The 15,564-nt window shown below is 43.7% G+C and carries 17 protein-coding genes and 1 other annotated feature; of the genes, 5 read left to right on the top strand and 12 right to left on the bottom strand.

Annotated features, from left to right (window positions below):
• Positions 1–18: 18 nt before the first annotated feature.
• From AB1K91_RS05570 to AB1K91_RS05545, 6 genes are all read right to left on the bottom strand, one after another.
• The gene (locus tag AB1K91_RS05570) at positions 19–1,218 is read right to left on the bottom strand and encodes a putative glycoside hydrolase (RefSeq protein WP_413088791.1); all 1,200 of its coding nucleotides are present in this window, start codon (positions 1,216–1,218) and stop codon (positions 19–21) included.
• Positions 1,219–1,405: 187 nt separating this feature from the next.
• The gene (locus AB1K91_RS05565) at positions 1,406–2,350 is read right to left on the bottom strand and encodes an ABC transporter ATP-binding protein (RefSeq protein ID WP_413088790.1); all 945 of its coding nucleotides are present in this window, start codon (positions 2,348–2,350) and stop codon (positions 1,406–1,408) included.
• Positions 2,350–3,402, bottom strand: a complete 1,053-nt coding sequence (locus AB1K91_RS05560; protein WP_413088789.1) for an ABC transporter ATP-binding protein — start codon at positions 3,400–3,402, stop codon at positions 2,350–2,352. The genes AB1K91_RS05565 and AB1K91_RS05560 overlap by 1 nt, the downstream gene beginning before the upstream one ends.
• An 18-nt stretch (positions 3,403–3,420) precedes the next feature.
• A complete protein-coding gene (opp3C, locus tag AB1K91_RS05555) occupies positions 3,421–4,584 on the bottom strand; it encodes an oligopeptide ABC transporter permease (RefSeq protein ID WP_413088788.1) in 1,164 nt (387 codons plus the stop codon).
• 4 nt (positions 4,585–4,588) lie between these two features.
• On the bottom strand, positions 4,589–5,521 hold the full coding sequence (gene opp3b, locus AB1K91_RS05550; protein WP_413088787.1) for an oligopeptide ABC transporter permease: 933 nt from the start codon (positions 5,519–5,521) through the stop codon (positions 4,589–4,591).
• A gap of 136 nt (positions 5,522–5,657) precedes the next feature.
• On the bottom strand, positions 5,658–7,361 hold the full coding sequence (locus AB1K91_RS05545; protein ID WP_413088786.1) for a peptide ABC transporter substrate-binding protein: 1,704 nt from the start codon (positions 7,359–7,361) through the stop codon (positions 5,658–5,660).
• Between the two features lie 323 nt (positions 7,362–7,684).
• On the opposite strand from AB1K91_RS05545, the gene AB1K91_RS05540 reads away from it, so the two are divergent.
• Together AB1K91_RS05540 and trpS are read left to right on the top strand one after the other, a co-directional pair.
• Positions 7,685–8,044 (top strand): DUF3899 domain-containing protein, encoded by a 360-nt coding sequence (locus AB1K91_RS05540; RefSeq protein WP_413088785.1) that lies wholly within the window; start codon positions 7,685–7,687, stop codon positions 8,042–8,044.
• 50 nt (positions 8,045–8,094) lie between these two features.
• Positions 8,095–8,301, top strand: a binding site (T-box leader).
• Between the two features lie 55 nt (positions 8,302–8,356).
• On the top strand, positions 8,357–9,343 hold the full coding sequence (trpS, locus tag AB1K91_RS05535) for a tryptophan--tRNA ligase (RefSeq protein WP_413088784.1): 987 nt from the start codon (positions 8,357–8,359) through the stop codon (positions 9,341–9,343).
• Positions 9,344–9,378: 35 nt separating this feature from the next.
• Here the strand turns inward: trpS and AB1K91_RS05530 are convergent, their stop codons facing one another.
• Together AB1K91_RS05530 and fabF are read right to left on the bottom strand one after the other, a co-directional pair.
• On the bottom strand, positions 9,379–10,131 hold the full coding sequence (locus AB1K91_RS05530) for a YjbA family protein (RefSeq protein WP_413088783.1): 753 nt from the start codon (positions 10,129–10,131) through the stop codon (positions 9,379–9,381).
• A gap of 199 nt (positions 10,132–10,330) precedes the next feature.
• Complete coding sequence (gene fabF, locus AB1K91_RS05525) at positions 10,331–11,569, bottom strand: beta-ketoacyl-ACP synthase II (RefSeq protein ID WP_413088782.1); 1,239 nt, start codon at positions 11,567–11,569, stop codon at positions 10,331–10,333.
• Positions 11,570–11,798: 229 nt separating this feature from the next.
• Here fabF and AB1K91_RS05520 point away from each other — a divergent pair, with 229 nt between their 5' ends.
• On the top strand, positions 11,799–12,008 hold the full coding sequence (locus AB1K91_RS05520) for a hypothetical protein (protein ID WP_413088781.1): 210 nt from the start codon (positions 11,799–11,801) through the stop codon (positions 12,006–12,008).
• Between the two features lie 16 nt (positions 12,009–12,024).
• Here AB1K91_RS05520 and AB1K91_RS05515 read toward each other — a convergent pair whose 3' ends face one another.
• Complete coding sequence (locus AB1K91_RS05515; RefSeq protein ID WP_413088780.1) at positions 12,025–12,618, bottom strand: hypothetical protein; 594 nt, start codon at positions 12,616–12,618, stop codon at positions 12,025–12,027.
• A gap of 107 nt (positions 12,619–12,725) precedes the next feature.
• Between AB1K91_RS05515 and AB1K91_RS05510 the strand changes: the two genes are divergently transcribed.
• A complete protein-coding gene (locus AB1K91_RS05510) occupies positions 12,726–12,905 on the top strand; it encodes a DUF2929 family protein (protein WP_413088779.1) in 180 nt (59 codons plus the stop codon).
• 29 nt (positions 12,906–12,934) lie between these two features.
• Here the strand turns inward: AB1K91_RS05510 and AB1K91_RS05505 are convergent, their stop codons facing one another.
• From AB1K91_RS05505 to AB1K91_RS05495, 3 genes are all read right to left on the bottom strand, one after another.
• Complete coding sequence (locus tag AB1K91_RS05505) at positions 12,935–13,261, bottom strand: hypothetical protein (protein WP_413088778.1); 327 nt, start codon at positions 13,259–13,261, stop codon at positions 12,935–12,937.
• A 91-nt stretch (positions 13,262–13,352) separates the two neighbouring features.
• Entirely contained in the window at positions 13,353–13,664 is a 312-nt protein-coding gene (locus tag AB1K91_RS05500) for a metal-sulfur cluster assembly factor (protein WP_093726902.1), read from the bottom strand.
• Positions 13,665–13,745: 81 nt separating this feature from the next.
• The gene (locus AB1K91_RS05495) at positions 13,746–14,510 is read right to left on the bottom strand and encodes a prolyl oligopeptidase family serine peptidase (protein WP_413088777.1); all 765 of its coding nucleotides are present in this window, start codon (positions 14,508–14,510) and stop codon (positions 13,746–13,748) included.
• A 154-nt stretch (positions 14,511–14,664) separates the two neighbouring features.
• Here AB1K91_RS05495 and AB1K91_RS05490 point away from each other — a divergent pair, with 154 nt between their 5' ends.
• Positions 14,665–15,492 (top strand): Cof-type HAD-IIB family hydrolase, encoded by an 828-nt coding sequence (locus tag AB1K91_RS05490; protein WP_413088776.1) that lies wholly within the window; start codon positions 14,665–14,667, stop codon positions 15,490–15,492.
• The last annotated feature ends 72 nt before the right edge of the window (positions 15,493–15,564 follow it).

Genomic DNA, 15,564 nt, shown 5'->3' with positions numbered 1-15,564 from the left:
TCGGGGGCTGTTTTTGTATCATGGTGTATAATCCACACCGTCTGTATAGCTGTTCGCTGCATTCCAAATGAGAAATTCATCGATGCCATTCTCATTTAGCGCACGGATTTGATCCTCCACTTCCTGTTTATCGTACTGTTTGGAAGATACCCATGGCGCTTCGAAGTCTTGGATCCATGGTCTGGATTTCGGTTTGTTCGCAAGCTTGCCCAAGACCTCGTTCTCTACTTTTGCATACTCAGCTGTAAGCTCATACGGATGATCATTCGGCACGTCCAATCCGAAATAAGAAGTCCAGTGGCTCGGATAGATCATCGAAGAAATGACATCGACATTCGAAGATATCTTGGAGAAATTCTGTCCGATTCCAGGTGCTTCATCGAGCGTCGCTGCATAACCAAAGATGTCAACGGATGTTTGGACATCATAATTGGCCAATTGCTCTTTTGCGTAGGCAACAAAATCCGTCACAGCATTCACTCGCTTTTGTACATTGTCCGTATCCTCATCTGTATAGTCCCCTAGATCATATTGGAGTTCATCATCTTTTGTTTCAAAACCTTCCGGGAAGCGCACATAATCGAATTGAATCTCCTGGAAGCCCATCATGGCTGCTTCCTTTGCCAGCTCGACATTGTATTCCCATACTTCATGCTGGAACGGACTCACGAAAGCTTCTCCACGTCCATTCTTCCAGACACTTCCGTCCGAATTGGTAAAGGAGAGTTCCGGCTTCTTCTCGGCTAATAATGTATCTTTGAATACGACAATCCGTGCAATCGGATAAATCTTATGTTTTTCCAACTCCTTTAGCATTGCTTGCGGGTCATCTATATAGTTTTGGGCTATGTCATAATATGGTGATTTTTTATCAGGCGTGTATGTAATGTTTCCATGATCATCCTTGATATCAATAACCATTGCATTAAGATCCGTATCATCCACCAGCTTCACTAAGCTGTCGAACTTGGCTCCTCCAGCACTAGGTCCAGTTACATAAATTCCCCTGACGGCATCAGGATAACTAAAGGACAGATCCGATGAATATGTAAATCGTTTCATGACTTGCGGCACTTCGTAAGCCTGAACAGTAGCGGCTCGGGCGCTCAGCTGCTTTCCTTCCAGTTGTTCCTCTTCACTTGCAGCGATTGCGGCAGTTGGCAGCAGAGCTGTAACGGAAAAAGCGGATGTCATCATCATCATTTTGAATTTTCCCATTCTATCAATCTCCTATGTGGTATTAGTTTCATTATAAGGGAGATATTTGGCAGATGAAACCGGTTAAAGACGAATCAACCAATTTATTGTCAGCTTATTCCCCTATCTTCTATTAACCTATTCCCAAATCCAGCAAACCTGTTTAAAATACAAAAAACCGCAAGCCGGAAGCTTGCGGTTCTCCAATTCAGTTAGTAACTGTATTTTGCTGGTCTTTCTTATACGCCTCGAATTCTTTTGATGTGCAAAGCACCCAATGTTTCGGGCTGATTTCACGGAATTCCGGCTCTTCACTCGTATCATGCTGGCTTGGATCATAGACGATACGTTTGCGATTACGCTCGTAAATTGGATCCGGAAGCGGTATCGCCGAGAGAAGGGAACGTGTATAAGGATGCAATGGGTTTTTATACAACTCATCAGCATCCGCAAGTTCCACCAACTTGCCGAAATACATAACGCCAATCCGATCACTGATGTATTTTACCATGGAAAGGTCATGGGCGATGAACAGGTAAGTAAGTCCTTTTTCCTTTTGAAGCTGCTTCATCAAGTTCACTACCTGTGCCTGAATGGAAACATCAAGTGCAGAAATCGGCTCATCGGCAATGATGAACTCTGGATCTACAGCCAATGCCCGTGCGATACCAAGACGCTGACGCTGACCACCAGAGAATTCATGCGGGTAACGGTTGGCATGCTCCTTGTTCAAGCCGACTGTTTCCAGCAATTCATATACTTTTGCTTTCCGTTCTTCTGGATTTTTCGCCAAGCCGTGAATATCGATTCCTTCTGCAATGATATCCATGACTGTCATACGCGGGTTCAAGGAAGAATACGGATCCTGGAAGATCATTTGCATCTGACGGTTGAATTTCTTCAACTCGGATTTATTCTTCTTGCCTTGTACGTTTTCCCCTTTGAAAAGTACTTCACCATCTGTGGAGTTATACAGACGGATGATGGAACGGCCAGTTGTGGACTTACCACAACCCGACTCGCCTACCAGTCCGAATGTTTCCCCTTTATAAATATCAAACGTCAATCCATCCACCGCTTTGACGACGTTATTTCTTCCAAGTTTGAAATGTTGCTTCAGATTCTTTATTTCAACTAATTTTTCCTGACTCATTATCGCGTCGCCTCCTCAGAATGGTCCATTGACTCAATCCGCTTCTTCACTGACTCAGGTGGCTCGATCTTCGGTGCATCTTCATGCAGCAGCCATGTAGCCGCATAATGCGTGTCAGATACTTTGAACATCGGCGGCTCCTCGACAAAGTCGATCTCAAGCGCGAATTTATTACGCGCTGCAAAGGCATCCCCTTTCGGAGGTGCAATCAAATCAGGTGGCGTACCCGGAATCGCGAATAGTTCCTCCTCGTCACTTTCAAGTGTCGGCATGGAACCAAGCAACCCCCATGTGTACGGATGTTTCGGATTGTAAAACACTTCATCAACTGTCCCGATTTCGACAATCTTACCAGCGTACATGACCGCTACCCGGTCTGCCACGTTGGCAACAACACCAAGGTCATGGGTAATGAAGATGATGGAAGTTTCCACTTTCTTTTGAATATCTTTCATCAGCTCTAAAATCTGCGCTTGAATCGTAACGTCCAAGGCAGTAGTCGGTTCATCCGCAATCAAGATACGCGGATTACAAGCAAGTGCCATGGCAATCACGACACGCTGGCGCATACCGCCCGAGAATTGGTGCGGATATTGCTTCATACGAGCTTCCGGATTCGGTATTTGAACTAAGTTCATCAATTCAATCGCTTTTTTCTTAGCTTCTTCCTTGCCTAACTTTTGATGCTTAAGCAAGCCCTCCATGATTTGTTTCCCAACCTTCATCGTCGGATTAAGAGATGTCATTGGATCCTGGAAGATCATTGCTAATTCTTTGCCGCGGATTGCTTGCATATTTTTATCTTTCAATTTCGTAATATCTTTATCATCAAACATGATGGAACCTTCTTTAACATAGCCATGCGGTTCCGGAAGCAGCCCCATCAACGCTTTCGTCGTAACGGATTTACCCGATCCTGATTCCCCTACGATTGCAAGTGTCTCCCCTTTTTTCAGATCAAAGGAAACGCCCCTTACTGCCTGTACTTCACCGCTGTGGGTTTTAAATGAAACTTTGAGATTATCAACCTCAAGAATATTGTCTTTTTTCAAGGTAGTCGCCTCCTTTATTTATTTCCTCATCTTAGGATCGAATGCGTCACGTAGTCCATCACCAAGGATGTTGAATACAATCATGATGATTGAAATAAGGACTGCCGGGAATACTAGCATGGAAGGTGTAGTTTGCAATGTTTTAAAACCATCATTAATCAACGTTCCAAGCGATGCAGCCGGCGATGGCAATCCAAGACCGATAAAGCTTAGGAAAGCCTCGAAGAAAATTGCAGACGGAATGGAGAACATTGTGTTAACAATGATCAGTCCCATTACGTTTGGAATTAAGTGCCTGCCGATAATTTTTCTATTCGGAGCACCCAAAGTACGGGAAGCCAGAACAAACTCATGCCCTTTAAGCTTCAATACTTCCCCTCGCACAATTCTAGCCATACTTGTCCATCCTGTTATGGTCAGTGCTATTATGATCGCCCAAATGCCGGGATCCAGCACTAAAATCATCAAAATAACAACCACTAAGTTAGGAATCCCAATGATAACTTCCAAGAATCTCATCATGTAGTTATCCACTCGTCCTCCATAATACGCGGCTATACCACCATATGCTACACCGATAACCAAGTCAATTAAGGCAGCAGCTACAGCAATTAGCAATGATACTCTTGTACCATCCCAAACACGGGTCCAAATATCCCTGCCTAATCTATCCGTACCAAAATAGAAGTATTCATCTTCAAACCCTTTTGCAGCATATTTATCATATGTTGCTTTCACTTCAGCGGAATTCGGAGTGCCATCCCCTTCATTGACTACTTCGAAGGATATGAATTGCTTTTGTTCTTCCGTTTGAGTCTTAAATTGTGTATTTGCCTTCATTTCAGCTGTCTGAACATTATTTCCATAAAAGGTCTTTGTTTCTTTTCCATCAAGGCCAAGAAAGGAAATATTCTCAAGCCCTGGGATTCTTGGGGCCATCAAAGAACGGTTCAAATCTTGTTCTTTATAAGTGTAATCACTTACTACAGGAGCAAATATACTCATTAATACGATAACAAGCAAGATGAAAAGCGAAATCATAAAGAAAACGTTTTTTCGCAAGCTTCTCAACGCATCTTGCATTAGAGTACTGCTTTTACGAGCAATGACGTCACTTTGCTCTTGCGTGCGATCTGCCGGACGGAAGAGGTTTTTATCCAATTGTCGTTTTTGATTTTCCATGATCTCAGTCCTTTCCAGCAAGCCTTATTCTAGGATCAATCAATCCGTACAGGATATCGATGATTAAAATCATGACGATAAACACTACGGCGAAGAACAAAGTTGTTCCCATGATGATAGGGAAATCATTTGTATTTACGGAAGTTACAAATTGCTGTCCAATTCCAGGAATTGCAAAGATTTGTTCGATAACCAGTGTACCTGTTAACAGACCAACAGCTAAAGGTCCAAGAATTGTTATCAACGGAATCAACGCATTCCGGATACCATGCTTGAAGATAATGGAAGCTCCGGAAAGACCCTTCGCTTTTGCGGTAGTAATATAGTCTTCATTCAATACTTCTATCATTTCTGTTCGCATGAACCGGGCACATGTCGCCATAGGGAAAATGGCTAATGCAATTGTTGGTAAGATGGTATATTCAAATCCATTCCATGTCGCTACAGGAAGGATACCCCATTTAACAGCTACAAAGAACTGGAGTATACCAGCAAAAACAAAAGATGGAATTGAAGTACCAAGTACTGCAACAATGGTTGAAACATAGTCTGTAATACCATTATGATAGATTGCAGATAACAGTCCCAGCAGAATACCTAAGACGCTACCAATAATAAGAGCCTGTGCTCCAAGCTGAGCAGAAGTTTCTGCTCTTCCTTCACCAAACAGAATGCTTGTAACTGAACGGTTGTCATATTTGAATGAAATTCCAAGATCACCTTGTACCAAGCCGCCTAGATATTTTACATACTGAACTGGTATCGGGTCGTTCAGCCCATATTTTTCATAGATAACTTCTTGCTGTTCTTCTGTCAATTTGTTTGCGTTTGCTAAAGGCGAACCTGGCAGAAGCTTCATTAGCATAAATGAGATTGTCGCAATAAGGAATAGCGTGATGATCATATAAATGACCCGCTGCCCTATATACCGTGCCATAAAAAGCACCTCCTGTTTATTGTCGCAAAATTCAACATAATTAGATAATAATCATCAATGGAAAAGAGAGTATATGCCATATGGATATACTCTCTTTTCCTTGATTCATCTAGTATAAGTCTAATGTTATATAAACTTATTCTTGAACGGCAGCATTATCAGCATAAGCCCATTTGTACTCGAAATCATTTCCAGCAGGGTTAGAGAATACGCCTTTCATTTTCGGACTTACTAAGTAAGAGTAACCTGCTTGATACAGTGGTGCAATTGCCGCATCGTCAAGCAATACTTTTTCTGCATCAAGGAAATCCTGCCATCGAGCTTCAGGGTTAGTAGCATCATCGTTTGCTGCTTTCTCAACTAAAGAATCATATTCTTCGCTTGAATATGCCATACGGTTATTCTCGCCGTCTGTTACGAACAAGTTCATGAATGTGTTCGGGTCGATATAGTCAGGACCCCAACCGGATACTTGGATGTCAAAATCACCAGCAGTATCCAAATCCAATCTTTGCTGGAACGGAACTTGCATAATTTCAATAGTCAAACCATCTAGATTTGTTTCTAATTGCTCTTTCAAATAGTCAACCATTTGTGTGGAAAGATCAGTGTCACCAGTAAGGATTTCCAGCGTGATCTCATCTTGACCCAACTCTTCTTTCGCAGTCGCCCAAGCTTCTTTCGCTGCATCCACGTTGTAAGTTAAGAAATCACCGTTTGCTTCACGGAAATCAGTACCATCTGGACCTTTAACAAATTCTTTCGGCATCAAACCATTGGATACAGTAGAACCGTTGTTAAGAACTACGTTGACTAGTCCTTCTTTATCAACAGCTTGTGCAATCGCTTTACGTGCATTGATGTTTGCAAGAGGTGTTTCCTCTCCAGTACGGTTCTGGTTAAGTTTCAGGTACCATGATGCCATATCTGGTACAGCAAGGTAGTCTTCATCATTAATACGTTGGTCTACAAACTCTGCTGTCAAGTTTGTACGGTCAATCTCACCAGTGTCATAAAGGTTGACTCCTGTAGCTGTATCTTTTACAACTTGAAGATTGATTTCTTCTAACTGAACAGTATCAGCATCCCAGTACGTATCGTTCTTTTCAAATTTCATTGTACTTCCATGGTTCCATTCCGTCATCTTGAATGGTCCGTTGGAAAGCAGATTATCTGCTTCAAGAGCATAGTTTTCGCCTTGTTCTTCAACGAATTTTTGATTCAAAGGCATGAAAGTAGGGAATGTAGTTAGTGACTCAAAGTATGGAACTGGCTTTTCAAGCTGTACTTCCAAAGTATGGTCGTCAACTGCTTTAACACCTAGTTCTTCAAGATCCATTTCGCCTTGGTTGATAGCAGTAGCATTTTTAATAACGCCGCCCATCATATATGGACCGTACTCGGAACCCGTATCAGGGTTGATTGCACGCTGCCAAGCGTAAACGAAGTCGTTAGCTGTAACAGGATCTCCATTTTCCCATTCCGCATTGTCGCGAAGCGTGAACGTCCAAGTAAGACCATCTTCACTCACTTCCGGGTCGCCAGTGGCAATACCTTCTACAGGCGTGCCATCTTCACCTAGACGGTAAAGACCCTCTTGAATTTCTGAAGTCCACTGGATACCATATTGGTCATCCGCAAGGGAAGAGTCCATAGATGGAATCTCGTCTCCAATTGTTAGGTTGAATACCTGTTCGCCGTTAGCAGAGCCTTCCGCACTGTCTCCGCTGCCACCATCTCCGCCGCTTCCGCCTGAGCCACTAGAGCCGCCGGAACATGCAGCAAGGAATGAACTAAGTACTAAAACAAGTGCAAGTAATAACCAGTTCGTCTTTCTCATGTAATACATGACCTCCCCAAAGATTCTGAAATTTTATAACTTTCTTACGAACGACTTGTTCGCAATTAGAATTATACAAGTTTTCTCACAATTTGTGCACCCCTAAATTTATAGCAATTTTACAAAAGTGCGAAAACATTGCATCTTCATGACAAAAAATAGGACTATATAACTAGTTTGTTTTGCTGATATTACAATTTATTTTATGCTATTTACACAATTCCAAGTATAATGACCCCTGTGAGCATCTCTCTGTCATAGGAATAAATGTTCCCTATCTTTTTATGCTATAATTATTCATAATCTTTAGAAGGCGGTAATATATGTTGTTTGGTAAATGGAACTGGATTCTACTATTAATTAATTTAGCGATTACAGGTGTGCTTTTCTTCCTTTCAGATCAGCAAAATCTCTTATCGCTGATAAACTCTATCTTTTATGTAGCTTTCTTCTACTTCATCGTAGCTATGCTATTGTTCGTTATCAAAGGACGGGTCCTTGATGGAATTACGAGAAGCTTCCGGAAATTCGGTAAAATGATGAGCAAGGGGATGCTCGACTTTGAAGAAAATGGTGACCCTTCCGAGTGGGTGAATCGTTCATTCCTAAGTTATATGCAATTCCAAGCAGCAGTCCTGATCGGGCTGATGCTTATCCTCCTGGCACTCTTTTATCTGATCTGACCGGCTTGCAAACCGGTCGCAACATGCATATAATGAATAATTAACAGGAATAAAAAGCGACGAAGAAAATGTAGTACGGTACTCCTCTGGTTGAAGAGAGCTTGTGGCTGGTGAGAACAAGCACCATGAGTAGCGGAAATTGGGTTTTTGGAGCTGCGGGATTGTTTCCCGCCGTTTAAGCAGGCGTTAACTGCATCAAGTGATCCTTCGTATTGGAAGGATAATTAGGGTGGCACCGCGGTCTATTCGTCCCTGCAGCAATAGCAGGCAAGCGAATGGATTTTTTTGTGCCTTTTTGGGAGGAAGAGTAAGATGAAAACTATTTTTTCTGGTATTCAGCCGAGCGGCAGCTTAACGCTTGGCAACTACATTGGCGCCTTGAGCCAATTCCCTGCTTTGCAGGAAGACAATCAATGCTACTTCTGTATCGTGGATGAGCATGCGATAACCGTACCGCAGGACAGACTGAATCTGAAACAGCAAATCCGTTCACTTGCTGCCCTTTATCTGGCTGCTGGGATCGATCCGGAAAAATCTGTTCTTTTCATTCAGTCAGAAGTACCGGCGCATACACAGCTTGGCTGGATGATTCAATCCATCAGCTACATCGGTGAATTGGAACGAATGACGCAGTTCAAGGATAAATCTGATGGAAAAGATGGCGTTTCCGCTGCTTTACTGACATATCCGCCGCTCATGGCTGCCGACATTCTTCTATACAATACCGATATCGTCCCTGTCGGTGATGACCAGAAGCAGCATTTGGAGTTGACGCGCAATGTAGCAGAACGTTTCAATAACCGCTACAATGACATTTTCACAGTTCCGGACATCCAGATCACGAAGGTCGGCGCCCGGATCATGTCCTTGCAGGAACCAACGAAGAAGATGAGTAAATCCGATGCAAATCTGAAGGCTTCCATTTTCATTTTGGATGAGCCGAAGCAGATCGTGAAGAAAATCAAGAGTGCTGTTACGGATTCCGAAGGTGTCGTACGCTATGATAAAGAAAACAAACCAGGCGTCAGCAACCTGCTCACCATTTATTCGGTAGCGACGAATAAGACGATTGCAGAAAGCGAGCAGGAATTCGCTGACAGCGGTTATGGTGATTTCAAACAAGCAGTAGCAGATGCGGTAGTCGCGATGCTTGCTCCAATCCAGAAGCGTTATTACGAATGGATGGAAAGCGATGCTTTGGATGAAGTACTTGATAAGGGCGCAGAACGCGCACAAGCGGTTGCCAACAAGACTTTGCGCAAAGCGAAAAAGGCGATGGGATTAGGTCGCGGAAAATAAAAAATAACCGGCAGATTAAAACTGCCGGTTATTTTTTATGAGGTTTTGGCCTGGTCATTTTGCTCAAGTTCCCAAAGCTTTTCATAAAATGGCTGGCCTTTCACCATTTTTTCGCATAGTTCCTCTTGCTTCTTGCTCCAGCCGATCGAGACGCCGTCATATAGCTTCTGCCATGCTTGCTTGAATTCAAGTGAGCGGTTCACGTGATACTCTTCAGGCTTCCATTCGGTAAGCCAATATCTGACTTGCTCCAGATTCTCACTCGTTTCAAGCTGATCCATCGTCATCATCAGGATCTGCTTCAGCTGTCTCTCCTTCCTTGTCAGTCCAACCATCAAGTCCGGCTTCAGGGATAGGATATGGTATTCCTTCTCCTCCCCTTCTGCTTTCCATTCGAATGTTTCAGGCTGGATGTCTTCGATCATTTGATAGACAAGCCTTTCTTGTCGTGGAATCAGCCGGCTTTTCCTTACCGGAGTGATATATCCCATCGTATCGATTGCAAGGATCGCTTTTCCGTTTGTTACAATGCATGCATAATCGATGGCAATCCGTTCTTGGTTCTTACGAAGGAAAGCTTTCCGATGAATCATATCCAGCATCGCCTTCGGGAGCTCACGCAAGTCATTTTCGATGTATGCGAATAGCGCATCTTCTATGTAGAGCAATGGTACCTGATCGAGCAGTTCGATGCCGTCTTCTTTTCGCCATTCATGAAAGGAACATACATTGTAACCATTTTCTTCGCCTTCAAACCAATTCACCCAAATATCATGCATAAATAACATAGATAACCCTCACTTTGCTTTTCGATTCTGCTATTCCGACGACGGCACACGCTTGCATGCAGCTTTATTCATTGGGTGTAAGAGCGTGGTCCGTGTGGGTTGTAGTAGGATACATTATGACCAACCAGCAAAGATTTATTCTTGTATTATATGATTTGAGGCAGAAAAAAACCTCCTATATAATAGGAGGTTTTCGGACTTACTGATATTGTTTGAATACGAGGGCCGCGTTATGGCCGCCGAATCCAAGTGAATTACTCAAAGCGGCGCGAACTTTCTTTTCACGCTTTACATTCGGTACATAATCCAGATCGCAAAGGGGGTCTTTCTCCGTTTGATTGATCGTTGGAGGAATGATGCCGTCTTGGATCGCTTTGACACAAATGATTGCTTCCACTGCTCCAGCAGCACCAAGCATATGGCCTGTCATTGACTTCGTGGAAGAGATGGCTGTCTGATAAGCATGATCTCCCAAAAGCTGTTTCAAAGCTGCTGTTTCGAATTTATCGTTAAGCTCAGTGCTTGTCCCATGTGCATTGACATAGTCGATATCCTCGGCTTGCAGCCCTGCATCTTCCATTGCCTGACGCATCGCGCGTACAGCACCTTCACCTTCTGGTGCTGGTGCTGTGATATGATAGGCATCACCAGATGCTCCGTAGCCGACGATCTCCGCATAAATCGTTGCACCGCGTTCCAAAGCGGATTCAAGTGATTCTAAAATTAAGATACCTGCTCCTTCTCCCATTACGAAACCATCTCGATTGGCATCGAATGGACGGCTGGCTGTTTTCGGATCATCATTGAAGGATAATGCTTTGGCAGCTGAGAAGCCTGCGAAAGCCATTTTTGTCAAAGGAGCTTCCGATCCGCCTGTGATCATTGCATCTGCGTCACCGCGTTCGATAACCTTGAAGGCATCTCCGATTGAGTTCGCTCCGGATGCACACGCTGTAACGGAGCAAGAGTTGATTCCTTTTGCACCAAGCTGGATGGATACTTGGCCGGAAGCCATATCCGGAATCATCATCGGTACAAAGAATGGGCTCACTCGGCGTGGACCTTTCGTCATCAGTTTCTCGAATTGTTCCTCATATGTCCCCATACCGCCAATACCGGAACCGATCCATACGCCAATACGATTTGCATTTTCTTCAGTGATTTCCAGTTTTGCATCTTCAACAGCCATCTTACTCGCTGCTACCGCATATTGCGTGAAAAGATCCATGCGTTTTGCATCTTTCTTTTCCATATAGGCTTCAGGATTGAAGTCTTTTACTTCTGCTGCCACTTTGGCAGGGTAATCATCTTTATTTACTCGGGTCAAAACATCAATGCCCGATTTACCTTCCAAGAGATTCTGCCACATTGCAGCGGCGTCATTTCCAACTGGTGTCACCGCGCCTAGACCTGTGACAACAACTCTTTTCTTTTCCATACAATTGTTCCTCCTTCTTCAGCAATCATTCGCGCTGAAGCTGTTCTGACTGGTCGAAAAATAATTAATGACCATATTAAGAGCATAATCTGAAGTATATTGTAACTTATTTTTCTTGTTCTGTAAGCTCTTAAGTTAAACAAAATATCTTCGCTGCCAAATTCCCGGGGTAAACACATAGACAAGATACATTTACTGCACATACTATATCCCATGGAGGTGTGCGAAGTTGAGAAGAGACGATTCCCGAATGGATGAATTTCTTTTTGGTAAAAGAAGAAATTCACGACAGGAACCCGAAGAACTGAAAAAAGAAGCCTCGAACAAAGAATTCAATTTAATGGAGACCGCCGGCACCATCATGGAAACCTACGAGCAGCTTTCTCCATATGTAAAACACCTGAAAAACCATGCCGTCAAATTCATTTCAAAGAAATAATATGATCGGGGCAGGATCAATTGTAAAAGCGGCTGTATTGTGCATAGTGTCTGTGTAAAACAGCTAAATCATCCGCTATATTACGTGCGAGGGCAATGACCGTGCGATCTTCCTGCTCCGGGCATACCTCTTTTGTATAAAATTGATATCTTTCTATTTCTCTGTTTCCTGATAAGAGCTTGCTGATCGTTTGCATCACAGGTTTAATAGGGAGCGCATGACGGCAAAAATACGCATCCTCAAACGGTATTCGTTTTCCATTCCATCTCAATGCATGCTCATCCCTGGGCATCCATTCACCATATAATATAGGAAGCAAAATTTGATTCCCTATTTTGGAGGCGTCTCCTGCTTCATAACTGATATCCACGTGGTGATGCGCTGCGATATCCTTTTCCGCTGAACCGAAAAAACTGATATACGCTTTATAATCCGTCTTCTGTATACCTTCGCTGAACATGGCATGGCGACCGAGATACATACTCAGATGCACTTCTCTATCTGATAAGGATGCCCCATGCAAACCTGACACTTCGTGACCATCTTCCAACAGTGCCTGGACCAGATGATATCCCTCCCAGGAATAACATTGACTTACGAGAAAATGCATAAAACTCACCCCTCCTATTCATGTGAGGATTTGCACAAGAATCGTTTTCTTTTTAGCCGGAACCTGCTATGATAGATGTATATGTGTGAATGATAGAGGTGATACTAATGCGGTTTATCGTAACCATTATTTGGGCGTTTGTCCTTAGTGCTGTCGTAGCATTCGTTCTGACAAGCATGTCCGGTGATTCATACGATATGTCACTCGTTTACGTTATGACTATTGTCTTCAGTCTAGGTGTCTGGACTGTATCAGCTGTTCTTCCCAAAGGAGAAAAGCATGAATAAAACCTTGCCAGTCGGCAAGGTTTTTTCTTTTACCATGGAATCAAGCTGAGGGCCGCCAAACCGACAAGCGGTAAAACAAGCCGACGGAAACGGCCGCCTGGATATCCATATCCATATCCGAATCCGTAGCCTGGGTATCCATACGGATTACGATAATCGTCGTCATCCTCTACAAAATCATACTGTTCATCTGCTGGTATTGCGAGATGGACATATTCATCATCCACATCCAAGATGATGCCATCCAGCTGGTACCCATCCATCAACTGGACGAGAACATACTGATTTTTATGCCTTTTGCACATATCCATCATGTGATGAGATTGCGGATACGTTTGTTCATATGAATTTGTCACGATGAACCTTCCCCCTTTACAACATCAGCCTATGCCAGGGAAGTGCCGAGCGTGCAAAAAAGCCCTCCTGCTTCAGCAGGAGGGCAAGATATCAATCTGGAATCCCGAGTGCAATTTTAGCATAGCGGGACATACGGTCCTTGGACCATGGCGGACTCCAAACGATATTCACTTTCGTTTCCTTTATTTCCGGAATATCCATAAGGACACGTTTTACATCCTGTTCGATATGACCAGCCAGCGGACAGCCCATCGCAGTCAATGTCATGGTAACAATTCCAGTACCATCTTCATCTATGTCTACCCCGTATACAAGGCCTAGATTGACGATATCAATTCCCAGCTCAGGATCAATTACATTCTCCAGTGCTCCAAGCATATTTTCTTCCAACGCCTGATCCATTCCTGCTCCTCCTTCATACCAGTTAAAAACTGTTTATCTGCATCTATTTAAACATATTTTCACCAAAATAGAAATAAACTGCTACAGTACCTTCTCCAGCCAAGCCGTCCCGGCAAGCATCGCTTTTCTGGAGACTTTGTGACCAGCCCCTTCTTCTGTCATATATGTGAACTGTTCGTTTTTTTCTGCTTTGTTCTCTAATGTTTCATAAAAACTGCGCGAATGCACGTATGGAACGACCGGATCCTTGTCGCCGTGCCAGAAGAACATCGGGCGATTGCCGATCGTCTCCGGATGCAGGGAAAGATCGATTTTCTCAAGGGAAGTATACATCTGCTCCAATTCTTCTTCCGATACGTTCATTTCAATGCCGGATTGTTTGACAGCCTCCACCATCCCGCGAGCGAATGCGGCAATTTTAGGCGATCCCATCATCACCATGCCAGCCTGGACCCAATCGAATTGTGTCAATGCTGCGCATGTTGTAATACCGCCCATGCTCGTACCACCGATAGCAAATCGATCATCCTGAATCAAACCTTTATCAGAAGCGTATTGATGGATCTGCTGCAGATCATGCAGATTTTCTTTTACGATGGCAAAGAACTCCATCTGACGTTTGCCGCTGCTTATGTTATCTTCCCGAATACCATGGTGAAGCGCCTCCGGTAATAACACACGATAGCCCTTGGCTGCCAGCATATACGCGATTGGCAAATTATGCTCCCTGGCACTGGTGAAACCATGGAAATATGTAAATACAGGAAGTTCTTTATCCTCGGCACCTGCCTGCTCCACACATAGCACCGGCACCTCGTTCCAGACTTCTTCTTTAATGACGATCATTTGCTTCATCCTCTTCAACGTATTCCACTGCTTACTGCTTCATCTTAGTATGTCCAGCCTGCTTTTGTAAATCGATACTCCTTCGTCTTGACGATTTCTTTACAGATGAGAAAGAGAAGGATACACTATAATGACAATATAGAGGTGATAATGAATGGAAAAACATTTGATAGCACTTGATTTGGATGGAACACTTTTGACGGATGACAAGCATATTTCCGAAAAGAATAAACAAGCTATTGCGGCAGCTATTCGAGCTGGTCATGTTATCGTCATCGCGACAGGAAGACCGCACCGCGCTTCTTTGGCTTATTATCGTGAACTCGGTCTTACCACTCCGATGGTCAATTTCAACGGAGCACTCATCCATCATCCTGATGATAAGAAATGGGACGCTGTCCACTCCCCGATGCCAATTCGCACTGCAAGGAAAATCGTGGACACATGCCATAAACTCAATGTAAAAAATATCATCGCTGAAGTAATGGACGATGTGTATATCGACCGCTTTGACCAGTATTTATTGGATTTATTCCATTTAGAGGAAGAAGATGACCCGATCAAAGTCGGCAGCTTGACGCAGTTGCTCCAGGATGATCCGACATCCTTACTCATTTACCCGCACGAAGACCAAGTTGCTTCCATACGGGAGACACTGGAGAAGGAGCATGCGGAAGTAATTGAGCATCGCCGCTGGGGAGCACCGTACCATATCATTGAAATCATCCGAAAAGGCCTGAGCAAAGCAGTCGGCCTGCAAAAGATTTCCCATTACTACGATATCCCGCAAAAAAATATCATTGCCTTTGGAGACGAAGACAATGACTTGGAAATGATCGAGTATGCCGGAGCCGGGGTTGCCATGGGCAATGCAATCGGTCCATTGAAAGCGATCGCCGACTATACAACAGGATCGAATATGGAAGATGGTATCGCTACCTTCCTGCATACTTATCTGAAGTTGGAAGTACCGGCAAATTAACAGTTTTTACATCTCATATTTGCTCCTGCCAAGGAGCAAAATAAAAGCGTAATCGGGTAAAGCCGGTTATGC

The sequence above is a fragment of the Terribacillus jepli genome, assembly GCF_047228925.1.
In the GTDB taxonomy this organism is placed as follows: Bacteria; Bacillota; Bacilli; order Bacillales; family Amphibacillaceae; genus Terribacillus.
This window is presented reverse-complemented; position numbering and strand designations above follow the sequence as displayed.